Here is a 22,999-nt window from a genome sequence, read left to right as displayed (position 1 = left end):
GCCGCCGGATTGGCGGTGTGCGGATGCGGTTCTTCTGTCCTGGCGCTGCGATGCGGAAGCGCGCCCCGGCGGGGGAGTCGCAAACAGGCGGACGTGCGGACATGCCAGATCCCCTGCGAGCCCCTTCTGTTTCCAGGCTGCCGTCGTCGGCTGCTGCTCTGCCGTCCTCGCTGCGCGTGGTCCATGTGGTGCGGCAGTTCAGGCCCGGGATCGGCGGTTTGGAAGAATCCGTGCATCGGCTGTGCGCCCGGCTCTCGGAGAAGATCAGGGTCGACATCGTCACGCTGGATCGCCTGTTCTCCAATCCACGCGAGCGCCTGCCCGCCCGCGACGTGGTGGATGGGCTCGATGTGCGCCGCCTTGGCTGGTTCGGCTCGCGGCGCTACCCCGTCGCGCCGGGCATCTGGAACGCGACGCGCCACGCCGACATCATCCATGTCCACGCCGTCGATTTCTTCTTCGACGCTTTGGCCGCTACCCGTGCCTTCCATGGCAAACCCATGGTGGCCTCCACCCATGGCGGCTTTTTCCATACCGATTTCGCGCGCGGGCCGAAGAAGGTCTATTTCCGCACCGCGACCCGCGCCAGCATCAAGGCCTATGATGCGGTCTGCGCCTCGGGCGAGAGCGACTATGCCCTGTTCTCGGGCATCAGCGACCGCGTCCACCGCATCGGCAACGGCGTAGAAAGCGCGAAGTGGGCAGATCGCGCCAGCCGCGAGCCGACAAAGACGCTGATCTATTTCGGCCGGATCTCGCGCAACAAGCGGGTCGACCTTCTCCTCCTGCTCCTGAGCCGGCTGGTCTCCGCCGATCCCGAATGGCGGTTGATCATTGCCGGTACGTTCTGGGATGTGAAGGAAGGTGCCGTTCGCGAGCAGATCGAGCGCCTTGGCCTCGGCGCTCAGGTCCATCTCGAGATTGCCCCCGATGACGCGGGGATCGGCGAACTGATCCAGCAGTCCAGCTTCTATGCGTCGGCTTCGGAGCATGAGGGCTTCGGCATCAGCGTCGTCGAAGCCATGGGGGCGGGGCTCTTCCCCGTCCTCAGCCGCATACCGGCCTTCGAGGCCCTGCTTTCGGGTGTCGGGACGGGCGTTCTGGTCGACGATTTCGCGAGCGAGGAGGCGGCATCGACGCTGCGCCAGATCGCGGCCGATCTTGCCCGCAGCGGTGATTATGCCCGCCGCAGGCTGATGAGTTCGGCCGGCGGCTATGACTGGCGGGAGCGCGCGGAAGAGGTGCTCCAGCTTTACCGGAGCATCCTCGACCAGAGGGCCCCCAAGGGGGTGGCGGCATGAACGGCGAAGCGGCGGTCTGCCCGCAACGGCGCGTCCTGCTGTTCACGCAGCAGTTCGTGGGCCTCGGCACCCGCAAGACGGGCATGGTGTTCTGGGCGGAGACCTTCGCCCGGTTGGGTTGGTCGACCTTCGCGGTCACGACGCAGTTGAGCCAGCTGTCGGCATTGCTCAACCCGCAAAGGCTGGCGGCGGTGGCACCGTCGGAGGTGAACCGCTGGGTGCCGCGTGGTCCGAACCTGACGGGCTTTGTCTGGGTTCCAGCGGTCCATCCCGTTGCCGTCCGGTCGCGGCTCGTCAATGCCGCGACGTCCTTCCTGGGCGATCTCTACGCAAGATCGCTGCCCGTCGAGATCAGGCGCATCGCTGCGCAGGCCGATGTGATCGTGCTGGAAAGCTGCGCCGCCGTGGCGCTTTTCGAGCGGCTGAAGGACATCAATCCGCGTGCCCGCATCGTCTATTGCGCCAGCGACAGGCTGGGGGCCGTGGGCATGCATCCCACGCTGCAGCGTCGCCTGCAGCGGACGGCCGTTCTCTACGACCTCATTCGCGTGCCGTCGCAATCCATGGCAGGCGATTTCCCCGCCGGCAGCCGTGTCGCGCATATCGGCCACGGCGTGGACAAGGCCGCGCTCGATGCTCGCCATCCCAGCCCCTTCACCGGTAATCGCCCGGCCGCAATCGTGGGCGGCGACATGGCGTTCGATGAAGCCATCGTGCGCCATCTCGTCGAGGCATTCCCGGTCGTCGACTTCCACTTCTTCGGCCGCATGGACCTGCGGCGCCTCGCCGGACACCCGAATGTCGTCATCCACGGCGAGGTGCCGTTTGCCAGCCTCGTGCCTTTCATGCAGCACGCCGATGTCGGCATCGCCCCATACCTTCCCCGGCCGGAGCTCGACTATCTCGCCCAATCCAGCCTGAAGCTTCACCAGTACACCTATTGCCGCCTGCCCACGCTTGCGCCGGCTTTCGCGCGCGACGGGCGGGCGCACATCATCCCCTACGATCCCAGCGCGCCGGGATCGGCCGTGGCTGCCTTGGTGAGCGCGCTACGCTTCGACCGCACCACGATCGATCGCGGAAGCGTCAGCGATTGGGATGATGTGATCCATGAGCTGGTGGAGCGGCTGGACGGCTTGCCCTCGTTCGCGCCGCTGCCGGTTCGCAAGCCTCTGCTGGGCGCTTCCGGCCGATCGGGCTCGGCTGACGCCGATGCCAAGCCCATGCCTCCGGTTCACGTGGAAGGGCTGGGCCAATGAGGCACTTCGCGGCGGAGCCGCCCTTCGTGTCGGGAGCCGGGCATCAGCGGAGGGCCGAGCACTGGGACCGGCCCGAGGTCGTCATCGACGCGTTCAGCCCCGCAACCCTGATCGCTTCGCGACGCCTCATCGCGGCGACTGTCATCTTGTTCCTGTGCCTGGCGATGGCCTACCTGACGGCGAGGCCGACCATCTTCATTTCGCGCGCCGCGATCGTGGCGGGTGCGGCCGCCTCGGGACCTGCGGGCCAGCGCGACCTGGTCGCCGCCGAGAGCGAGTTGCGCACCCAACTGGACAACAAGACACGCCTGACGGCGCGTCTGGCCCGGATCAAGAGCGAACTGGGCGGCAAGGAAACCGTGACGTTCCCGCCGGCCCTGGCAGCGTCTCGCGAGCCGGCCATGGCCGAAATCATCGAGAACGAACGGCTGCTCCACCAGACGCGACAGACGGACCTGAGGTCCAAGCTCACATCCTTGCAGCAGCTTCTGGACTTCACGCGGAGGGAAATCGGATCGCTGGCCGAACAGCTGCGCTATGCCACGGAGCAGCAGCAATCCATCGACAAAGAACTCGAGACGGTCCGCGCGCTGGCCCAGAAGGGGCTGGCGCCTGCCAGCCGGGTCAGCGATCTCGAGCGGACGGCGGCTACCTTCGGGGCTCGCCGCATCGAGGTGGAGACCCGCCTCCTCCAGCGCCAGCAGGACATATTCACCGCACAGCAACGCATCGCGGATACCTCGAACGGCGTCCGCAACGCTCTCCTACTCGAATTGCAGGAGACGACGGCCTCACTGGAGGCGTCCGACAACCGCATCAGGTCCCTGACCGGCGCCCGCCAGTCCGTGCCGGTGGATTCAGCCGGCATCGCCAACTTCATCGAGTTGATGATGTCGGATGCCACGGCGCGCGAGATCGCCACCCGGCTCGATCTCCATTCCAGGCCGGACTTCTACGCTCCACCTTCGCTTCTCTCCGGCTTGCCGGGCTTTTCCGGAAAATCCCCGCCGGAGCCCGGAACGCCGGAGGCGGTTTCCGCCGCCGCGGCAAAGATCCAGGGCTCGCTGCTCGTCGCGCGCGTCGGCATGGGGTCCCGGCTGGACATCACCTACCAGTCAGACGATCCCGACCTCGCGCGCCGCGTGGTCGCAACGCTCGGCACCTATTTCACGGCACCCGCGCCTTCGCTCGCGGAGGGTGATGCGGCCGGAGGTGCAGCGCAGATCGTGCGCGGTGCTTCGCTTTCGCGGGCAGGACCTCCGGCCGTGGGCGTGATGCTGGCCGCCTTGCTGGCGGGGCTTGGAGTGGGTGGCGGGCTGGCAATCCTGATCCGCTATTCCCGGCTTGTGAGCACGGCGCCACGGCGCACCGTCGCTCCCGCTTAGGTCGCCGCCATGAAGAGCCCTGCGACACGGCAGATCGGCGGCTTCGACATCAGCGATGTCACGGCCGATGATCTTGCGGCCGAGATCGACCGGCGCATCGCCATGCGCCAGAAGACCCTGCTCTTCTTCGTCAATTCCAACTTCGTGGTGAAGTGCCAGGCGCTGCGAGAGCACATGGCAGCCGCCCCGGTCATTGCCGTGAACGACGGCCTCGGGATGAAGCTCGCCAGCCTTGCCGTGCACGGGCGCCGGTTTGCAGCCAACATGAACGGGACGGACTTCATCCCCTTCTATCTACGCCGTGGCACGGGGCCGATCCGCGTCTTCCTGCTGGGATCGCACGAAGAGGATCTGGCTGGGGCTTCCGCAGCATTGGCGGCGATGGGGGGCATAGAATTGGCCGGCGTGCAGGACGGTTTCTCCTTCCGGCAGAAGGGTGACGCCCTGATGGCCGAGATCAACGCCTCACGAGCGGACATTGTCCTCGTCGGCATGGGAAATCCGCTGCAGGAGGCGTGGATACTCGCCAACCATCAGGCATTGGACGCGCCGCTGATCGCTGGTGTCGGCGCACTGTTCGTCTGGCTGTCGGGCCGCCGCAAGCGCGCGCCGGGCATTGTGCAGCGGCTCAGCATGGAATGGGCTTACCGCCTGTTGATCGAGCCTCGGCGCCTCGCCGGGCGCTACACATTAGGCATCGCCAGGTTCACCGTGCTGGCCTTCGCCCACCGCCCCCGCCGCATCGGCGCGGCTGGGGAGGCGCGTGACCCTGCGCGGTGAGCCGCAAGGCAGGAGCGTGACGGGGTGAGCCTGTCCTTGCCCTTCGAGCGGTCCATGCCCGTGCAGCATCGATGGGCGGTGTGGGCCGGTCCTGCCGTCGTGGCCGGCGCGGTCTTCTTCAATTTCGGCTTGGCCTTCATCAATGCGCAGGTCATGGGCCTTTCGGCGAGCCATGTGATCCTTGCCGAGGCGGGCGTCGTGGGGCTCTCCCACGTGATCATCCTGCGCAACTACGATCGCCTGATCACGCCCTGGTACCTGCTGCTGGCCTTCCTTCTCATCATGGGTGCAGCACGCTGGTGCCTGATCGGGACCGTCGATCCAAAGGCTGTGCGCGACGTCATCCTGATCCCGACCTTCTTCGCGCTCGGGATCGCCGCCGGTCCGCGCGCCGCGGCGCCGCTGCTGCTGTTGCTGCAGGTGGTGACAACGGGCGTGGTGCTGTTCGAGGTGATCGCGCTGGACCTCTATTCCTGGCTCTTCAACGTCAAGGGCTTCTACATCGCCACACGCGGGCTTGCGGCGGAGGCCTTCTGGAACAATGAGTCCACCCTGTTCGTCAGCGCCACGCGGCCCGGCCAGCGGAACCTCTTCCCGTTCCTCGATATACACCGCGCCTCGTCGATCTTTCTCGAGCCGGTCTCTCTCGGCAATTACTGCATCATCGTGGCCGCCTATGTGTCAGCCTATGCCCGCACCATGGCGCGGCCGCTTCTGGTGTTCTATCTGCTGACCACCATTATCCTGCTGGTGGCGTGCGATGGCCGGCTTGCGATCATGGTCACCGCCGTCATTGTGGGCTCGTCGTTGTTTCGGCCGCGCGTGCCGCGCGCCTCCTTCTTCTTCCTCCCCGTCATAGTTCTGGCTTCCTTCGCCGTGGATGCGGTGGTGGATGTCAGGACTGACGATCTTCCCGGCCGCTCCTCTCTCGCGGCCTATGTGTTCTCGCGCTTCGGGCTGCCGGAATGGCTCGGCATGTCACGGGCAGGCTGGGCACAGAGCGCCGACAGCGGCATCACCTTCCTCATCGTCAACCAGTCCATCTTCGGGGCGCTGGCGATCTGGCTCTACATCACTTTGGTGCCGGCCGAGGAGAGCCGGGAGCAGGCGGTATTCAAGCGTTCGGCGCTGATCTTCCTCGTCACCACCATGCTGATCAGCAACTCGTACCTCTCCATCAAGACCGCTGCCCTGCTCTGGTTCCTTTTGGGGACGACGCAGCGGGCACCTGAGCCTGCAGGCAGGCGCCGCGGATAACCGGATCCGCACGGAAGCGCGCTGATGGTGCGCGCGTCACACTCCTGCTCACATCTGCGCCTAGGCCTATCCGCTGTGTTGACGAAAGAGGGGGCGGTCGGCAGCATTGGCCCCATGCTGGGGACGTGCGCGATGCGCCGTCCTTCCGTGGTCCGGGGATGCATGGTGGCGAAGCCTCCTGCCGTCGGACACGCCAAGGGGACAATTCTGATGATGCCGTCTGCCGCGCGTACCGTTCTGGCGTCGCTCGCCCTCACCCTCTGCACCGGCGCGGCATTTGCCGAAGAGGAGAAGCCCGTCAACAGCTCGCTGGTGGCGGAGACGGTCTACAACGTCAACCGCACCAAGATCCTGCAGAGCAATACGTCCTCGCTCCGTCCAGGCTCGGTCTACGACGTCGTCACCTATTTCGAGAGCCTGCTGCGCGCGCCGCGACCGGGCTACAATTACGAGTTCATCGATTCCGGCCTCGGCGCGACCGAGCCGCTCTATCCCATGATGCAGAAGGGCCATCAGGCCAGCTACATGCAGCTGGCGCCCGCCTTCTTCTTCGATGCCCGCCACATCGACCACCAGTCCTCGCTGGAAACGCCGGAAGGCTGCAAGGTCGACAGCGCCTACCTGCTGCGCAACATCACCGAGTATCCCGACCACATGTTCAAGAAGGAGCGCGCGGAAGGCTATACCCGCGTTGTCGTCCGTCTCGAGCACTACACGAAGCTGCGCGCGGATGCCGAATGCGGCCGCCATGTCTCGCATGATCCGGATCCGAACTTCGACCCCATGAAGTATATGTGGGAGAACCGGGACGCGATGTACCTGGAGGACTTCCCGCAGAAGGACCTCCAGCGGTTCGAGGCCAAGCTCTCGGTCAACTTTCCCATGGTCGAGGAGCGCGGCTACGACAAGCGCCCGCGCTTCGACCTCAACGACCTGAAGCGCAACTCGCTCTGGTACTACCCCGATGGCCATGCCTTCGACTACGGGCTGGACACGCCGCGCCCGCAGAAGGGGCTGACAAGCTTCCAGTTGCCGCGCCAGATGGTGGTGCAGGGCACGCCTGAACTGCAGGCGCAGTACCCGCTGCGTTTGGTGCTGAAGGACGGCGACTTCGCCAAGGTCCTCGACTACCTCAATGGCAAGCCTTACCCGGACTACGATCCGAAGGCAGAGCCGGGCAACGACACCTTCAGCCTCGCGGACGTGACGAAGACCAATGTCTACACGCACGGCCTGCAGATGGTGCCCATCAAGGACGTGAAGTCCGACACCGGCAGCATGGACAATTTCCGCCTCGTGGGCATGACCTTCAAGCCGCAGGAGCCGCAGCTCGATGCCGACTGGGCAGGCGAGCGCATCATCCCGCAGCTGCGCTTCGTCTACCAGATGGTGGACCCGAACAACCGCGAGCAGGTGACGGAACAGCTGTTCCTGCACCTCAAATACGACACCACCGACCGCACCGCCGACGAAGCCACCCGCAAGGAGCAGCAAAGCTATTTCCTGAGCCGCCTCGACCAGGTGACGAAGGCGCGCGAAGCCGGCGGCGGCGAGGAGGAGCTGCGCAAGTTCGTGGCTGAATTCACCTCGGCACGCCCGGTGCACTCGGTGTCCTTCAGCTCCGCGCTGACCGGCATCTGGATCTTCGGCAATCTGGAGCGCGACAACACCACGCGCGAACTGCTGCCGCTGACCACCGTGCGCCACGGCATCGACTACGGGTTCTACTCGTCCGTCTATGACAATGATCTGCTGCGTGCCGAGATGGAGCGCAGCACCGGCGCGCGGAAGGAAGAGCTTCAGCAGGCCCTGTCTTCCCTGAAGGTCGACACTTTCCGCGATCCCAAAAGGCAGGACGTGCATGCGCTGCGCTTCAACACCGTATCCTGTGCGCAGTGCCACCAGATGTCCGGCCGCGACGGCGTGCACATGTCGCTGAACGACGGCATCAACAGCAAGGTCACCTCGCCCACCATCGTGTCCGAGTACTTCTTCCGGGACGCGGACGCCCAGCTTAAGGGCGACATGGAGAAGTTCCTCTCCATGAAGAACTAGCGCCGTCAGCCAACGGGCGCTAACCACGCCGGAACGTCGGCGCGGTGGCGCCATGGAGGTCCAGATGGCGGTGGAGGGCTCGGGTCCGGAGATCGGGCAGGCGGTGGCATTGCTGGCCGCCGGCGTGATCGCCGTTCCGCTGTTTCGCCGCCTGGGGCTGGGCTCGGTCCTCGGTTATCTCGCTGCCGGCGTGGTCATCGGTCCGTTCGGCTTTGCCGTCCTCGGGGATCCGGAATCCGCGCTGCACATCGCCGAACTGGGCGTCGTGCTCTTCCTCTTCGTCATCGGGCTGGAGATGCGGCCCGGTAAGCTCTGGGCGATGCGGGGCCAGATCTTCGGCCTCGGCCTCGCGCAGGTGCTGACCTGCGGCGCCGTCCTGTCCGGCGCCTCAGTGCTCGCGGGCGTTCCGCCGATCCCGGCCCTCATTGGATCGCTCGGCTTCGTGCTGTCCTCCACCGCCGTTATCATGCAGATGCTGGAAGAACGGGGGCAAACGGTCGGCGCGTCCGGCGAACGCGCGATTGCCATCCTGCTCCTCGAAGACATCGCGATCGTGCCGCTGCTGGCGCTGGTGGCGTTTCTCGGCTCGCTTCAGGCGGGAGCCGGGGAGGCGCACGGGAGCGGGTGGCAGGCGGTGCTCATCGGGCTCGGCTGCATCGCCGCTGTCGTCGTCGTCGGGCACTGGCTGCTCGACCCGTTCTTCCGGGTGCTGGCCCGCGCCGGTGCGCGCGAGGTGATGACGGCGGCCGCGCTGCTGGTGGTGCTCGGCGTTGCGCTCTTCATGCAATGGGGCGGGCTGTCCATGGCGATGGGCGCCTTCCTGGCCGGCGTCCTCCTCTCGGAATCCTCGTTCCGGCACCAGCTCGAAGCGGACATCGAACCGTTTCGTGGACTGCTGCTCGGCCTGTTCTTCCTCAGCGTCGGCATGTCGCTCGATCTCGCGGAAGTGGCGGCCGACTGGCCCATCATCCTCGGCGGCGTATTGGGGCTGATGGCGCTGAAGGCGGTGGTGACCTTCGCCATCGCCCGGCTGTTCGGCGCCGGCAACCGCGAGGCCGTGCAGCGCTCGGCGATCTTCGCGCAGGGCGGCGAGTTCGCCTTCGTCCTCTATGCGGCGGCGCTTGCCACGGGCCTGTTCGACGCCCGGATCTCGGCTATCTTCACGGCGATGGTCATTCTCTCCATGGCGCTGACGCCGGTCGTCGTGATGCTGGTGGAGCGCTTCCTGCCGCAGCCCACGGCATCCATGGATGGCGTGGAGGAGGCGGACGGACTGCAGGGCAGGGTGCTGATCATAGGCTTCGGCCGTTTCGCGCAGATCGTCTCACAGCCTTTGCTGGCGCGCGGGGTCGAGGTGTCGCTGATCGAGACCGATGTGGACCTGATCCGCGTCGCGGCCACCTTCGGCTTCAAGATCTATTACGGAGACGGAACCCGCCTCGACGTGCTGCGCACATCGGGGGCGGCCGATGCCGAAGCCATCCTGATCTGCACCGACAAGGCGGAGACGAATGACCGCATCGTGGAGCTCTGCCACGCCGAGTTCCCGCTCGCACGCCTCTTCGTCCGCGCCTACGACCGTGGCCATGCCGTGCGGCTGGCCAATGCGGGCGTCGCCTACCAGATGCGTGAGACATTCGAATCCGCCATGACCTTCGGCCACGACGTGCTGATCGGGCTTGGCGTCGATGTCGAAGACGCCGCCGAGGTCATGGCGGATGTCCGGCGCCGCGACGCGGAGCGCCTCGAGCTCCAGATCACGACCGGCATCGACCCAGCCGCAGCCCTTATGCGTGGGAATGTGCTGACGACCCGCCCGGAGCCGCTGACGAAGCCGCGCCACGTCACGTCCATACCCCCCGAAGCGGCCGAAGTGCCGGAACCGGCAAAGGCCTGACCCGGGGCCTGCTGCCGCACAACGCCTTCCGCTCACGACAGCGTGCAGGAACCCAGCCGTCGCATGCTCGTTCGCCCTGAAGCGTACGAGAACGAGCATTGGCGGCAGGGCAGATGACCGAGCGAAACGACACAGTGCATTACGACGGCCCCTCCGGCGGGTGGGGCTCGCTGCGGGGGATCACCCGCGTGTTCGGCGCAGAATGGACGACGCCCGCCGCCACCGAGACGCTGGCCAGCCAGAACAAGCCGGAAGGCTTCATGTGCGTATCCTGCGCCTGGGCCAAGCCCGCGAACTACCACGCCTTCGAGTTCTGCGAGAACGGAGCCAAGGCCACCCTCTGGGAGCTGACCACCCGACGTTGCACGCCGGAGTTCTTTGCGAAGCACACGCTGACGGAACTGCGCACCTGGTCGGACTATGACCTGGAGCAGGAGGGCCGGCTGACCCACCCGATGCGCCATGACAAGGACAGCGACCGCTACGTGCCGTGCAGCTGGGAGGAGGCATTCGCCGGCATCGGCGCCGAGCTGAAGGCGCTCGATCCGAAGTCCGTCATCTTCTACGCGTCCGGCCGCGCCAGCCTCGAGACGTCCTACATGTACGCGCTGTTCGCGCGGCTCTACGGCAACAACAACCTGCCCGACAGCTCGAACATGTGCCACGAGACCACCTCGGTGGCGCTCAAGAAGTCCATCGGCGCTTCCGTCGGCACCGTGGTGTTCGACGACCTCGCCAAGTGCGACGCCATGTTCTTCTTCGGCCAGAACACCGGCTCGAACAGCCCGCGCTTCCTGCATCCGCTTCAGGAGGCCGCGAAGCGCGGCGTGAAGATCATCACCTTCAATCCCGTGCGGGAGAAGGGGCTGGAGAGCTTCACCAATCCGCAGAGCCCGGTGGAGATGCTGACCGGCGACGAGACGCGCATCAGCACGCAATACCATCAGGTGCGCCCCGGCGGCGACATCGCGGTGCTGCTGGGCCTCTGCAAGCATGTGTTTGCCGCCGACGATGCCGCGAAGGCGCAGGGGCGCCGGGTTCTCGACACTGCCTTTCTCGAGCAGCACACAAGCGGGCTTGCCGAGTTCGAGGCCCGCGTCCGCGCCACGGCATGGGACGACATCGAGAAGGAGTCCGGGCTTCCGCGCGCCGATATCGAGGCGGCGGCTCAGGTCTATGTCGAGGCCGAACGAGTCATCGGCGTCTATGGCATGGGCCTCACGCAGCACGTCCACGGCTCGGACAATGTGGCAATGTTCGTCAACCTGCTGCTGCTGAAAGGCAATATTGGCCGCGAAGGCACCGGTATCTCGCCGGTGCGCGGGCATTCGAACGTGCAGGGGCAGCGCACCGTCGGCATCTCGGAGAAGCCGGAGCTGGTGCCGCTCGACAAGCTGGCCGAGCAGTTCGGCTTCGAGCCGCCGCGCGACAAGGGCATGAACACGGTGGAGGCCTGCGAAGGCGTGCTCGACGGCCGGGTCAAGAGCTTCATCGGCCTTGGCGGCAACTTCATCCGCGCAATCCCGGAAACCGAACGGCTCGAGGCCGCATGGCGGGACCTCCGGCTCACCGTGCAGGTGGCCACCAAGCTGAACCGCAGTCATCTGGTGAACGGGCAGGTCGCCTATCTGCTGCCCTGCCTCGGCCGTACGGAGGACGATGTGCAGGCCACCGGCTCGCAGGCCGTCAGCATGGAGGACACCTTCAGCTGCATCCACGGCTCGCAGGGCCGCCGTACCCCGGCGAGCGAACACCTGTTGTCCGAGCCGGCGATCGTGGCTGGCCTGGCGAAGGCCACTCTTCCGCCGAACCCGAAGGTCGAATGGGACCGGTGGGTGGGGGACTACGCGCTGGTGCGCGACCTGATCGCCGAAACCTATTCGGACGAGTTCCACGACTTCAACGAGCGCATGTGGACGCCGGGCGGTTTCTATCGCGGCAATTCGGCCCGGGACCGCGTCTGGAAAACGGAAAGCGGCAAGGCCGATTTCACCGTGCCGGAAGGCCTCAACGCCTCCGGGATCGAGGACGACGAGGGCCGCTACCGCCTCATCACCATGCGCAGCAACGACCAGTTCAACACCACGATCTACGGCTACAGCGACCGCCTGCGCGGCATCGAAGGGCGCCGCGACGTGCTGCTGATCAACCCCGGCGAGATGCGGCGGCGTGGCTTCCGGGAAGGGCAGACCGTCTCCCTGGTCACCGATGCCGGCGACAATGTGCACCGTGAGGTGAGGGGCTTGAAGGTGACCCCGTTCGACCTGCCGGACGGCTGCCTCGGCGGCTATTACCCGGAGATGAACCCACTGGTGCCGCTGCAGCATCATGACGGCGCCTCGAAGACGCCGGCGTACAAGGCAGTGCCGGTAAGGATCGTGGCATAGTTCGATAATAGAAACTCTGCGTATCCAGGGTTTCTATTTCACAGATGCAGGGCATGCTTATCTTGGCTTCCAACAGCGCCGTACTGCGGCGCCTCTGGAGACAGGATCATGAGCACGCACGGCATCCACCATGTTACCGCCATCGCCGGCGCTGCTGGCCGTAACGCGGATTTCTACACCCGCGTTCTCGGCCTCCGGCTGGTGAAGAAGACCGTCAATTTCGACGATCCCGGCACCTACCATCTCTATTACGGGGATGAGGCCGGCCAGCCGGGAACGATCATCACCTTCTTTCCGTGGGACCATGTCGCCGCGGGGCGGGTGGGCGTCGGCGAGACCCAGCAGACCGTGTTCCGCGTGCCCGAGGAGGCGCTCGGCTTCTGGATCCATCGCTTCGTCGCCAATGGAGTCGAGCATGAACCGGTCACCCGGCACTTCGGCGAGAGCGTGATCGCGTTCCGCGACCCGGACGGCATGCGCCTCGGCCTGGCGGGCGTACCGGGCATCGCGTCCGAACCGGCATGGTCCGAGGGCGACGTGCCCCCGGAGGCCGCCATCCGTGGCGTCCACAGCGTCAACTTGCTGCTGGCGGAAATCGCCGGCACGGCGGCCGTGCTAACGGACGTGCTGGGCTTCGCCGAGGCCGGACGCGAGGGCTCGGTCACGCGCTTCCGTGCGGACGGCACGGGGATCGGCGGCATCGTGGACCTGCACGAAGCCGGCGGCTTCCTTGCCGGCCGCGCAGGCGGCGGGTCGGTTCACCACATCGCCTTCCGCGCGAAGGACGATGCGGAGCAGGACGCTATGGTGAAGCGGCTGCGCGAACGCCACGGCCTCAGGGCGACGGAGCAGAAGGACCGGGCCTACTTCCGGTCCGTCTACTTTCGCGAACCCGGCGGCGTGCTGTTCGAGATCGCCACCGACGAGCCGGGCTTCGACGCGGATGAGAGCAGGGACCGGCTGGGCCGGGACCTGAAGCTGCCGGCCTTCCTGGAAGGCCGCCGGCCCGCCATCGAGGCGGCTCTTCCCCCAATCGGCTGAACATAGATGGGGGCGGCGAGAGCCGTCCCCGGAGACCTGAACGATGACCACTCTGTCCAAGGTGGAGTTCATCCACCGCTTCGAACCCTCTTCTGAACCGGGCCGGCCCCCGCTGCTGCTGTTGCACGGCACCGGCGGCGACGAGGGAGATCTCCTGCCGCTTGGCCGCGAGCTCTCGCCGGGTTCGGCGCTGCTGTCCCCGCGCGGGCGCGTGCTCGAAAACGGCATGCCGCGCTTCTTCCGGCGTCATGCGGAAGGCCGCTTCGACGAGGCCGATCTGGAACTGCGGGCTCACGAACTCGCGGATTTCGTCGATTGGGCGCGCGAGCGCCACGGGATCGCCGCGCCTTTTGCGCTCGGCTTTTCCAACGGGGCGAACATCGCCTCGGCCGCGCTGATGCTGAGGCCGGCGAGCTTTGCCGGCTCGGTGCTGCTGCGGGGCATGGTGCCGTTCGTGCAGCCGCCTGCGGCAGACCTCGTGGGCAAGCCGGTTCTCCTGCTGTCCGGGAGGGCTGATCCGATGGTGTCCGCCGCCAATGCCGAAACGCTTGCGCGCCAGCTCCGCGACCGGGGTGCCGATGTCCGGCACGAAGTGGTGGCCGGCGAGCATGGGCTGACGCAGAACGATGTCGATCTTGCCAAGGCGTGGATCGCCATGCACTGACCAAGGGAGCGGCGCGCGCCGCCGCTCCCGCCACCGAGGACAGGCCATGCCCAATCTGCCGGACCTCGAAGCCTGGGCCATCTTCGCGCGCGTCGCCGAGTTCGGCTCGTTCTCCGGCGCCGCGCGCGATCTCGCGCTGTCCAAGGCCACCGTATCCAAGGCCGTGGCGCGGCTCGAACAGCGGCTCGGCACACCCCTGATCAACCGCACCTCGCGCCGCTTCGCCCTGACGCAGACAGGGCAGATGGCGGTGGAGCGGGCGACGCGGATGCTGGCGGACGCGCAGTCGATCGATGCCGACCTGTCGGACCTTGCCCGCGCGCCGCGCGGGCGGGTGCGTGTCGCGGCGCCAATCTCCTTCGGCATCCACCATCTCGGGCCGGCACTGCCGGATTTCGTCGCGCGCTATCCGGAGATCGAGCTCGATCTCGTCCTCAGCGACGCAACCGCCGATCTGGTCGCCTCGGGCTTCGACATGGCGCTGCGCATCGGCCTGCTGGCGGATTCATCGCTGCGGGCGAGACGCATCTGCGCCGTGCGCAGGCCCTTGGTGGCGGCGCCCGCCTATGTGGCGCGGGCAGGCATGCCGCAGCATCCGGACGAACTCGGCGGCCACGACATCGTGCTGTTCTCGCATCTTTCCTCGCCGGGCCAACTCGCTCTTCGCTCCGAGGGGCATGAGGCCTCTCCGTACCGGTTCAAGGGCAGCGTCACCGCCAACAATGCCGATGTGGTGGTGCCGCTGCTGCTCGCAGGATCCTGCGCGGCGTTCGTGCCCGAATTTCTGGTCTGGGAGCGGCTGAGGGACGGCTCGCTAGTGGAGCTTCTGCCCGGCTGGTCGTCGGAACCGCTCGGGCTCCATGCGGTGATGCCGCCGGGGTCCATCAAGCCGGCCCGGGTGGCGGCTTTCGTGGACTTCTGCGTGCAGCGCTTCGGCGCGGCGGATTGGGCCCATCGGATGCCCGAGCTCTAGGGCTCAGGAGCCGGGGCCTGCCCGCTGGTGGAGGAAGTGCGCCTACTTGTCCCAGAACAGGAGCGTCGAGCGGGTGCGGAACAGGAAGCGCACGCCTTTCTCGTCCGGCGTCAGGAATTGCTCCAGATTGCGGCGCAGGTTGAAGGCAAAGGACGCGTCCGGAAGGATCCACGCGAAATCCTCCACGGCTTCGTCCACATTGGCGTAGCTGCGGGTGAAGCCGTCCATGATGTGCAGGACGTTGGGGTCGAGCCCCAGATCGCACAGATCGTTGAAGATGGTCGTGAAGCCGGGCTGCAGCACCTGCGGCTCGACCGCCTCGCGCACGATGCCCTGAAGGAGTGCGCGATGGAGCGCACCGGTGCTGGGGCCCGAGAAGATCAGGAGGCAGACGCGCTGATTGGCGGCGGCATCCAGTTTCATCAGGTCTTCGATGCCGTCGAACCGTGAGGCGACGACCACGTCGTGGCGATCCAGATCCCGGGCGGGTTCGATGGTGCGCCAGTCCAGATTGGCCGTACGGATATTGGAGAGGCCTTCGCGCTGAGCGCGCTGCCGCAGGCGATCGAGCAGGCCGGGCAGGACGTCGATGGCTGTGACGGACGCCGCTTTCCGGGCCATGGGAATGGTCAGCCGGCCCGATCCGGCACCGATGTCCACCACCGTCTGGTCGCCGCGCAGCCCGAGCGCCTCGACCTGCGCGGCGGTGAAGGGCGCTTCCAGATCGGTGTACCAATCGTAGATCTCCGACCAACTCGGGGCATCGTCCTTGATCAACTGGATCGACATAGGTCTGAGAGCTCCGGAGACGTCCGGCCATGCGGACGTGTATAGCGGCGCTTATCCGCACCCGGCCCCATGTAATAGAGCCGGATTGCCGGGTAAACGGGCCCAAACAATTGTTGATCTATGTCGAGGCATTCCAAAGAAGCCGGGATGAGCGGCTAAACAATTGCCTCCCTCCAGACGAGATGCCGGTCCTCTGTGACTGAAGATCGGACGATCCACCATGACCATCGGCCGGGTCGCCGCACCGGGTGAGGGCCGCTATAAACGCTGTGAACGGCGGGCGAGAGGATCATGCGGCAGGTTTTCATCGGTGTGGATGTCGGGACGAGCAGCGCGAGGGCCGGCGTCTTCGACGCGGACGGGCAACTGCTGGCGAGCGCACGCCACGCCATCCGCATCTGGCATGAGCCGGGCGACGTGGTGGAGCAATCCTCCGACGACATCTGGAACGCCTGCGTCCGCTGCGTGCGTGAAGCCATGGCAGCATCCGGAGTTGAGGCGGAGACGGTCGCCGGCATCGGCTTCGACGCCACGTGCTCTCTGGTGGTTCTCGGGTCGGGGGATCGGCCGCTCCCGGTAGGTTCGCACGGCGACGCCTCGCGGAACATCATCGTGTGGATGGACCACCGGGCGATCGGGGAGGCCGAGCGCATCAACGCCACCGGGGACGAGGTGCTGCGTTATGTCGGCGGCACGATTTCGCCCGAGATGCAGATGCCGAAGCTGCTCTGGCTGAAGGAGAACCTGCCCGGCACCTTCAACGCCGCCGCACACTTCTTCGATCTGGCCGATTTCCTGACATACCGCGCCACCGGCAGCACCGCTCGCTCCACCTGCACCGTCACCTGCAAATGGACCTATCTCGCGCATGAGGGGCGCTGGAGTCCGTCCTTCTTCGAGCGCATCGGGCTGGCTGACCTGAACGATGACGGCCATGCCCGGATCGGCGCGGATGTCGTGAAGCCCGGCACCGCTCTCGGCCAAGGCCTGACGACGGATGCCGCTGCGGAGCTTGGCCTTCGGCCGGGCACGGCGGTGGGTGCCTCGCTGATCGATGCGCATGCCGGCGGCGTGGGCACGGTCGGCGCGCGCGGAGAGGACGGTGCTGCGCCGCTGGAGGGCCGCATCGCCTACATCATGGGAACCTCGGCCTGCATCATGGCCAGCACGGCCGATCCCCGCTTCGTGCCGGGTGTGTGGGGGCCGTATTTCTCGGCCATGCTTCCGGGCGTCTGGCTGAACGAGGGCGGTCAGTCAGCCTCCGGCGCGGGCATCGACCATCTGATGCGCTGCCATCCCGCTCATTCGGAAGCCGCCGCCGCGGCGGAAGCGGCGGGGCTGGGCCTGCTGGAGCATCTGGAACGGCGGGTGCTCGCCCGGGTGGCCGATCCGTCGCAGGCGGCCCGTCTCGCGCAGGACCTGCACGTCCTGCCGGAATTCCTCGGCAATCGCTCGCCCCATGCCGATCCGGGCGCGCGGGCGGTCATCGCCGGACTCGATCTGGGTGACGGTGTCGAGGATTTGGAGCGCCTGTTCGTCGCCGGAATGTGCGGCCTGGCCTATGGACTGGCTGAAGTGGTCGATGTGATGCACGAGCAGGGCATCGAGAGCCGAACCATCGTCATCAGCGGTGGCGCAAGCCGGAGCCGTCTTGTGCGCCACATCATCGCCGACGCCACCGGGCTTGCCGTCGCGCTGCCATCGACAGCAGAGCCCGTGACGCTGGGCGCCGCCATGCTGGGCGCGGTGGCCGCGGGTGCGCATTCAGGCCTGCCAGATGCCATGAGCGCCATGTCAGGGCTGGGCGAAGTCGTCACGCCGGCCGGACCGGAGATCGCCGCCTTCCACGCGGCCAAGCGGCGGGTGCACGTGCTCATGCAGGGGCTGGACCGTGAGAGCCGGTCGATCATGTCCACGGCAGCGCGCGCCTGATGCTGCTCAGCTGCGGCGATGCATTGATCGACTTCATGCCGGCAAAGGCGTCGGACGGCCAGGACGCCCTGGTGCCGGCGGTCGGCGGTTCGTGTCTCAACGTGGCGGTCGCCATGGCGCGGCTCGGGGCGCCGGCCGGCTTCCTGGGCGGACTGTCCACGGACATGTTCGGCCGGATGATCGCGGATCATGCGACGGCGTCGGGTGTCGACCTGCGGCATGCGGCGCGCAGCGATGACCAGACGACGCTTGCCTTCGTACGGGTGGTGGAGGGCGAACCGCACTACGCGTTTCACGATGAAAGCTCGGCCGCGCGGCGCTGGACGTGGAGTGTGGGCTCCATCCCCTTCGAAGCGGTGGACGCGCTGCATGTCGGCTCCACCACGCTGATCAACGAACCCTCGTCCTCGGAGACGTTGGCCCTCGTGGAGGAGGCACACGGGCGGACCGTCATCCACTTCGACCCGAACTGCCGGCCAGCGCTCATCCGCAATCGCGAGGCCTATGCCGCGTGCATGGCCCGGTTCACCCGTCGCGCGGACATCGTGCGGATGTCGGACGTGGACTGCGGCTTCCTTTTTCCGGGGGCGGAGCAGTCCGATGTGGCGGCACGGCTGATCGGGGAGGGCGCCAGCCTCGTGGTGATCACGCGCGGCAAGAAAGGCGTGAGCGCCTGGCAGCGCTCCGGCCTGATCGTCGAAGTCGAAGCCTCACACCTGAACATTGCCGATACGATTGGAGCCGGAGACAGCTTTCAGGGCGCGATGCTCGTCGCGCTGCGCGATCTCGGTGCCCTCGACCGTTCAGCCCTGAAGACCATCGGCGAGAACGATCTTCATCGCGCGCTGCGCTTCGCCGCCCGGTGCGCCGCTGTTACGTGCAGCCGCCCCGGTGCGGATCCACCGTGGCGGCGCGAGGTCGGCACGGCCTGAGACCGGAGGCGCTCTCAGGCTGCGCCGGTCGTCCCGGACACGAAGTCGCGCATGGTCTGGATGATCAGCACGCCCACCGTGGCGCCGGCATCCTGAAGGCCCATGGACTTCTCCTGGAAGGCTGCGGCCTTGCCGTGCTGGGCAATCATGGTCTTGGTGCGCTCCAGCGCCTCGTCAGCCTCCTGGCTTGCGGCCGCAAGCGCCTCCGTCAGCGAGGCGCCCGATGCGGCGGAGGCTTCCATCGAGTTCGCGATGGGGTCCAGCACGTCGAGCAGCGTCTTGTCGCCCACCTTTGCCTTGCCGCGCTCTGCCACGCCGTTGAAGTAGGCACGCCAGAAGGCGGCGAGTTCGGCCACGCCGATCTCTTCCTTGCCCTCCAAGGTCTGGCTGCCGCGCAGGAAGCCGGTCGCGGTCAGGGTGCCCATGGTCGACGGCGCGGCCTTGGCCATGGCCATGCCGGCGGCCTTGAACTGGCGCGCCGCCGGCGTGCCGGCTTCCAACGCCCGAACCGTCTCGTGCGCCGCCGCGAAGGCCTTGCTCATCGTGATGCCGAGATCGCTGTCCCCGACCTTGCCGTCCAGCGCGATCAGGAATTCGCGCTGCTCGGCGAATGTCCGGCGCAGCGCGTCGAACAGGGCCGGGAGGTCATTGCTGGAAATCGCGTCCATGACGGCCCGTCAGATCTTGGTGTGGCAGAAGAATGGGGTGTTGGCCGGAGAGGCGATCAGCCGGTCCAGCTCCTCGTCGAGATGCAGCACGGAAATGGACGCACCCGCCATCTCCATGGAGGTGGCGTATTCGCCCACCCACACATGCTTGGCGGTGACGCCGCGCTCGGTGAACAGCTGCGACACCCGGCGGAACAGGATGTACAGCTCTTCCTTCGGCGTGCCGCCGAGGCCGTTGACCAGCACCGCCACCTCGTCGCCGCTCTTGTAGTCTTGTTCGGCGAAGATGCGCTCCATCATCTCGTCCACGACCGCATCGGCGGGCGCCAGTTTCTTGCGGCTGATGCCGTTCTCGCCATGGATGCCCATGCCGATCTCCATCTCATCCTCGCCGATGGAGAAGGTGGCATGGCCGATCTCGGGCACGATGCAGCTGGAGAGCGCGACGCCCATGGTGCGGGTGCGCAGGCGGGCCTTGTCGGCGAGGCGCGTCACCTCATCGAGGTCGAGACCTTCTGCTGCTGCAGCCCCGGCCGCCTTGTAGACGAAGAAGATGCCAGCCACGCCGCGGCGCTTGTGCTCCTCGCCGACGACGGAGGAGGCCACGTCGTCATTGCCGACGACCTGCCGGACCTTGATGCCGTCGAAGTCCGCCAGCTCGGCGGCCATGTCGAAATTGATGATGTCGCCGGAATAGTTGCCGTAGATGTAGAGCACGCCGGCTCCCTGATCGACGGCCTTGGTGACCTCGTACATCTGCTCGGCGCTGGGCGACTGGAACACGCCGCCGACCGCCGCGCCGTCCAGCATGCCGTCACCGACATAGCCCAGGAACAGCGGCAGATGGCCGGAGCCGCCGCCGGTGGTGATGCCGACCTTGCCGCTTTTGCGGTTGGTCACGACCATGCAGCGCTTGTCGTCGTTGACGTAGGTGAGCTGCCGGGGATGCGCGAGATAGATCCCGTCCAGCATCTCGTCGACGAAGTTCTCGGTCTCGTTCAGGAACTTCTTCATGGTTGGGTTTCCTCGAAGTTGGAATTCTAGGCGCGGCGGCCGCGCATGACGAAGAAGGCGGCGGCCAGCAGGATGAAGCTGCCCACGACCAGGCGCTGCCAGGTGCTGGGAATGCCGACGAGCACGAGCACGCTGTTGACCACCACGATCAGCAGCACGCCCAGGATCGTCCCGATGACCGATCCCGTGCCGCCGGTGATGCGCGCGCCGCCGAGCACGACGGCCGCGATGACGTTGATCTCGGTGCCGACGAGGTCGAATGGGTTGGCGAGGCGGTTGGCCGAGACGTGGATGATGCCCGCCAGGCCGGCCAGCGCGCCGGCATAGCCGAACACGAACAGGTGCACGGTGCGCAGGCTGTAGCCCAGGCGCTGGGCCACATCGGCATTGCCGCCGACCGCGAAGATGGCCCGGCCCATCAGGGTGTGGTTCAGGATCCACCACGTCAGCAAGGCGGCCACCGGCAGAACCAGGAAGTAGACCGGCAGCGTGATGACGGCGCGGTTGGCCGTCTCGAACTGCAGCAGCGGCATCCGCCCGAAAGCGCCCATCTGGGTGGGGATGGACATGATCCACACCGTGCCGATGAAGGACAGCAACGCGCCACGAAACAGGTATTGCGTGCCGATGGTCACGATCAGCGACGGCACGCGCAGAATGTTGACGAGCAGGCCGTTGATCACGCCCAGCACCACGCCGCCCAAAGTCGCGGCAAGGATCACAAGCAGGATGGGCAGCTCCGGCGCGTAGTTCTGCACCAGCAGCGTAGTCGAATACATCGTCAGCGCCGCGATGGCGGTGAACGACACGTCGATGCCGCCGGCAGCCAGGATCACGAACACGCCCAGCGCGAACAGCCCCATGACCACGCTGGCACGGCCGATATCGATCAGCGTCGATGGCTGCAGGAAAGCCGGGTTCGCGACGGCGACGGCGATGCAGATGACGATGAGGATAGCGAGCGTGACAAGTTCCGGCCGGCGGCGGATCAGGCTGCCGAGGCTGAACGCTCGCGATCCCTGCGGGCTCTCCCGCAGTTCTTCAGGACGCGATACGCTCATCGGAAATCCTCGCCGTCGGCGTAAGCATGGCCTGGTACAGCGCGTCTTCGTCGGCTGTCTCGGCGTTGAATTCCGCGACCAGCCGTCCGCCGTTCATGACGAGGATGCGGTCGCAGTTCTGGAGCAGTTCGGGCAGGTCGTCGCTGATGATCAGGAGGCCCATGCCCCCGTCGGCCAGCTTCTGGATGGCGCGGTAGATGGTGTCCTTCGATCCCACGTCGACGCCGACCGTCGGTCCATGGAGCACGAGCAGCTTCGGCGCGTTGCCGAGCGAGCGGCCGATGAGGACGCGCTGCTGGTTGCCGCCGGAAAGAGAGCCCACCGGCAGATCGAGATCGCGCGTGTTGAGGCGCATGTCCTCGGCCAGCTTGCCCGCGAGCCTCGCTCCCGCCGTCTTGTCCAGCACGCCGGCGCTGTTGCTGAGCTGGCGGACAACGAGGGCGATCTCGTTGTCGAGGATGGACTTGTCGAGGAACAGGCCTTCCGCCAGCCGGTCTTCCGGCACATAGCCGATGCCGGCATGGATGGCGTCGGCCGGGGTGTGGATCGCCGTGTCGGTGCCATCGATGCGCAGGGTGCCGGTTCGTGCTGGCGCAACTCCGGCGATTGCCAGCGCAAGCTCGTTGCGGCCGGAATCCGCCAGACCCGTGATGCCGAGCACCTCGCCCTTGCGGATCGACAGCGTGATGCCGCGGAAGGCCGATCCAGCGCCGAGATCGCTGGTGCTGAACAGCTCCTCCGTACCCGGCCTGCCCGTGCGGTAGCGCTCGGAATCGATGGCATGGCCGGTCATCAGCTCGGAGAGCTGGCGCTTGGTGAAGCCTTCCAGCGGCCCCTGTGCGACGCATTCGCCGTCGCGGAACACGACGGCGTTTCCGCCGATGCGGTAGCACTCGTCCAGCTTATGCGTGACGAAGAGGACGGCCACGTTCTCCGAGCGCAGGCGCGCGACCACGGAGATGAGGTTGTCCACTTCGCGCCGGGTGAGGGATGTGGTCGGCTCGTCCATGATGACGAGCTTGGCGCGCGTTGCGACCGCGCGGGCGATCGCCACCAGCTGGCGCTGGGCGAGCGGCAGGTCGGACACGACGGTCGCAAGGAAGGCGCGGTCCGAGGGCAGGCCCACCATGTCGAGCGCCTTCGCCGCCGTCTCGCGCAGCCGCGCGCCGTTCAGCATGCGCGCCAGGCGGCCCTTGCTGGAGACCAGTTGCTCGCTGAGTGCGACGTTCTCAGCGACCGTCAGGTTGGGGAGGAGCGAGAGATCCTGGTAGACCGTCTCGATGCCGGCACTGAGGGCCTGGATCGGCGTCAGCGAGCTGTAGCTCTTGCCGTCGAGCACGATCTCGCCCTCGTCGGGAGCATGCGCGCCCGACATGATCTTGATGACGGTGCTCTTGCCGCAGCCGTTCTCGCCGAGGAGGTGGTAGGCCTCCCCGAGCTCGAGCGAAAGATCCACGCCGCGCAGCGCGTGCACGCCGCCGAAGCGCTTGTGGATGTTCCGCATAACTAGGAAGCGGCTCGCGCCGCCTGCGTTCTCTGGCGCCTGCAAAGGTCCGTACCTGTCTGGATGATCTGGCCGCTAAGGCAGAACGCCGGGGCCTCGG

Annotated in this window: 18 protein-coding genes; 13 read left to right on the top strand and 5 right to left on the bottom strand. The window is 66.7% G+C overall.

Annotated features, from left to right (window positions below):
- Positions 1-101 precede the first annotated feature (101 nt).
- The 11 genes from SCD90_RS02880 (at position 102) to SCD90_RS02830 (ending at position 14,999) form a co-directional block, all read left to right on the top strand.
- A complete protein-coding gene (locus SCD90_RS02880; protein WP_319843108.1) occupies positions 102-1,301 on the top strand; it encodes a glycosyltransferase family 4 protein in 1,200 nt (399 codons plus the stop codon).
- Positions 1,298-2,560 carry a GumK N-terminal domain-containing glycosyltransferase gene (locus tag SCD90_RS02875; RefSeq protein ID WP_319843107.1) on the top strand — a complete coding sequence of 421 codons (1,263 nt, stop codon included), beginning with the start codon at positions 1,298-1,300 and terminating at the stop codon, positions 2,558-2,560. The genes SCD90_RS02880 and SCD90_RS02875 overlap by 4 nt, the downstream gene beginning before the upstream one ends.
- Positions 2,557-3,945 (top strand): hypothetical protein, encoded by a 1,389-nt coding sequence (locus SCD90_RS02870; protein WP_319843106.1) that lies wholly within the window; start codon positions 2,557-2,559, stop codon positions 3,943-3,945. The genes SCD90_RS02875 and SCD90_RS02870 overlap by 4 nt, the downstream gene beginning before the upstream one ends.
- A 9-nt stretch (positions 3,946-3,954) precedes the next feature.
- Complete coding sequence (locus SCD90_RS02865) at positions 3,955-4,725, top strand: WecB/TagA/CpsF family glycosyltransferase (RefSeq protein ID WP_319843105.1); 771 nt, start codon at positions 3,955-3,957, stop codon at positions 4,723-4,725.
- Positions 4,726-4,749: 24 nt separating this feature from the next.
- Entirely contained in the window at positions 4,750-5,982 is a 1,233-nt protein-coding gene (locus SCD90_RS02860) for a hypothetical protein (protein ID WP_319843104.1), read from the top strand.
- A 210-nt stretch (positions 5,983-6,192) separates the two neighbouring features.
- Positions 6,193-8,037 (top strand): hypothetical protein, encoded by a 1,845-nt coding sequence (locus SCD90_RS02855; RefSeq protein ID WP_319843103.1) that lies wholly within the window; start codon positions 6,193-6,195, stop codon positions 8,035-8,037.
- 52 nt (positions 8,038-8,089) lie between these two features.
- Positions 8,090-9,934 (top strand): monovalent cation:proton antiporter-2 (CPA2) family protein, encoded by a 1,845-nt coding sequence (locus SCD90_RS02850; protein WP_319843102.1) that lies wholly within the window; start codon positions 8,090-8,092, stop codon positions 9,932-9,934.
- A gap of 113 nt (positions 9,935-10,047) precedes the next feature.
- Complete coding sequence (locus tag SCD90_RS02845) at positions 10,048-12,321, top strand: FdhF/YdeP family oxidoreductase (RefSeq protein ID WP_319843101.1); 2,274 nt, start codon at positions 10,048-10,050, stop codon at positions 12,319-12,321.
- A gap of 108 nt (positions 12,322-12,429) precedes the next feature.
- Positions 12,430-13,362, top strand: a complete 933-nt coding sequence (locus SCD90_RS02840) for a ring-cleaving dioxygenase (RefSeq protein WP_319843100.1) — start codon at positions 12,430-12,432, stop codon at positions 13,360-13,362.
- A gap of 52 nt (positions 13,363-13,414) precedes the next feature.
- Positions 13,415-14,026, top strand: coding sequence for an alpha/beta hydrolase (locus SCD90_RS02835; RefSeq protein ID WP_319843234.1), 612 nt, complete (start codon positions 13,415-13,417; stop codon positions 14,024-14,026).
- A 46-nt stretch (positions 14,027-14,072) separates the two neighbouring features.
- On the top strand, positions 14,073-14,999 hold the full coding sequence (locus SCD90_RS02830) for a LysR family transcriptional regulator (RefSeq protein ID WP_319843099.1): 927 nt from the start codon (positions 14,073-14,075) through the stop codon (positions 14,997-14,999).
- Positions 15,000-15,041: 42 nt separating this feature from the next.
- Here SCD90_RS02830 and SCD90_RS02825 read toward each other — a convergent pair whose 3' ends face one another.
- Positions 15,042-15,788 (bottom strand): class I SAM-dependent methyltransferase, encoded by a 747-nt coding sequence (locus SCD90_RS02825; protein WP_319843098.1) that lies wholly within the window; start codon positions 15,786-15,788, stop codon positions 15,042-15,044.
- Between the two features lie 291 nt (positions 15,789-16,079).
- On the opposite strand from SCD90_RS02825, the gene SCD90_RS02820 reads away from it, so the two are divergent.
- Entirely contained in the window at positions 16,080-17,720 is a 1,641-nt protein-coding gene (locus tag SCD90_RS02820; RefSeq protein ID WP_319843097.1) for an FGGY-family carbohydrate kinase, read from the top strand.
- Positions 17,720-18,652 (top strand): carbohydrate kinase family protein, encoded by a 933-nt coding sequence (locus SCD90_RS02815; RefSeq protein WP_319843096.1) that lies wholly within the window; start codon positions 17,720-17,722, stop codon positions 18,650-18,652. The genes SCD90_RS02820 and SCD90_RS02815 overlap by 1 nt, the downstream gene beginning before the upstream one ends.
- 14 nt (positions 18,653-18,666) lie before the next feature.
- Here SCD90_RS02815 and SCD90_RS02810 read toward each other — a convergent pair whose 3' ends face one another.
- Genes SCD90_RS02810 through SCD90_RS02795 form a run of 4 tightly spaced genes read right to left on the bottom strand, consistent with a single transcriptional unit; the run spans position 18,667 to position 22,899 of the window.
- A complete protein-coding gene (locus SCD90_RS02810; RefSeq protein ID WP_319843095.1) occupies positions 18,667-19,320 on the bottom strand; it encodes a dihydroxyacetone kinase subunit L in 654 nt (217 codons plus the stop codon).
- A gap of 9 nt (positions 19,321-19,329) precedes the next feature.
- On the bottom strand, positions 19,330-20,334 hold the full coding sequence (locus SCD90_RS02805) for a dihydroxyacetone kinase subunit DhaK (protein ID WP_319843094.1): 1,005 nt from the start codon (positions 20,332-20,334) through the stop codon (positions 19,330-19,332).
- A 26-nt stretch (positions 20,335-20,360) separates the two neighbouring features.
- Entirely contained in the window at positions 20,361-21,395 is a 1,035-nt protein-coding gene (locus SCD90_RS02800) for an ABC transporter permease (RefSeq protein WP_319843093.1), read from the bottom strand.
- Positions 21,376-22,899, bottom strand: a complete 1,524-nt coding sequence (locus SCD90_RS02795) for a sugar ABC transporter ATP-binding protein (RefSeq protein WP_319843092.1) — start codon at positions 22,897-22,899, stop codon at positions 21,376-21,378. Before SCD90_RS02795 ends, SCD90_RS02800 begins: the two co-directional genes overlap by 20 nt.
- Between the last annotated feature and the right edge of the window lie 100 nt (positions 22,900-22,999).

The sequence above is a fragment of the Terrihabitans rhizophilus genome, from assembly GCF_033898525.1.
GTDB lineage: Bacteria > Pseudomonadota > Alphaproteobacteria > Rhizobiales > Methylopilaceae > Flaviflagellibacter > Flaviflagellibacter rhizophilus.
The sequence above is the reverse complement of the archived record's forward strand: the minus strand, read 5'-3'. Positions and strand labels throughout refer to the sequence as shown.

Bases quoted from the DNA above. Each gene is read 5' to 3' on its own strand.
- SCD90_RS02880 (WP_319843108.1), top strand. From the start codon at position 102: ATGCCAGATCCCCTGCGAGCCCCTTCTGTTTCCAGGCTGCCGTCGTCG.
- SCD90_RS02875 (WP_319843107.1), top strand. From the start codon at position 1,298: ATGAACGGCGAAGCGGCGGTCTGCCCGCAACGGCGCGTCCTGCTGTTC.
- SCD90_RS02870 (WP_319843106.1), top strand. From the start codon at position 2,557: ATGAGGCACTTCGCGGCGGAGCCGCCCTTCGTGTCGGGAGCCGGGCAT.
- SCD90_RS02865 (WP_319843105.1), top strand. From the start codon at position 3,955: ATGAAGAGCCCTGCGACACGGCAGATCGGCGGCTTCGACATCAGCGAT.
- SCD90_RS02855 (WP_319843103.1), top strand. From the start codon at position 6,193: ATGATGCCGTCTGCCGCGCGTACCGTTCTGGCGTCGCTCGCCCTCACC.
- SCD90_RS02850 (WP_319843102.1), top strand. From the start codon at position 8,090: ATGGAGGTCCAGATGGCGGTGGAGGGCTCGGGTCCGGAGATCGGGCAG.
- SCD90_RS02845 (WP_319843101.1), top strand. From the start codon at position 10,048: ATGACCGAGCGAAACGACACAGTGCATTACGACGGCCCCTCCGGCGGG.
- SCD90_RS02840 (WP_319843100.1), top strand. From the start codon at position 12,430: ATGAGCACGCACGGCATCCACCATGTTACCGCCATCGCCGGCGCTGCT.
- SCD90_RS02830 (WP_319843099.1), top strand. From the start codon at position 14,073: ATGCCCAATCTGCCGGACCTCGAAGCCTGGGCCATCTTCGCGCGCGTC.
- SCD90_RS02825 (WP_319843098.1), bottom strand. From the start codon at position 15,788: ATGTCGATCCAGTTGATCAAGGACGATGCCCCGAGTTGGTCGGAGATC.
- SCD90_RS02820 (WP_319843097.1), top strand. From the start codon at position 16,080: ATGCGGCAGGTTTTCATCGGTGTGGATGTCGGGACGAGCAGCGCGAGG.
- SCD90_RS02815 (WP_319843096.1), top strand. From the start codon at position 17,720: ATGCTGCTCAGCTGCGGCGATGCATTGATCGACTTCATGCCGGCAAAG.
- SCD90_RS02810 (WP_319843095.1), bottom strand. From the start codon at position 19,320: ATGGACGCGATTTCCAGCAATGACCTCCCGGCCCTGTTCGACGCGCTG.
- SCD90_RS02805 (WP_319843094.1), bottom strand. From the start codon at position 20,334: ATGAAGAAGTTCCTGAACGAGACCGAGAACTTCGTCGACGAGATGCTG.
- SCD90_RS02800 (WP_319843093.1), bottom strand. From the start codon at position 21,395: ATGAGCGTATCGCGTCCTGAAGAACTGCGGGAGAGCCCGCAGGGATCG.
- SCD90_RS02795 (WP_319843092.1), bottom strand. From the start codon at position 22,899: ATGCGGAACATCCACAAGCGCTTCGGCGGCGTGCACGCGCTGCGCGGC.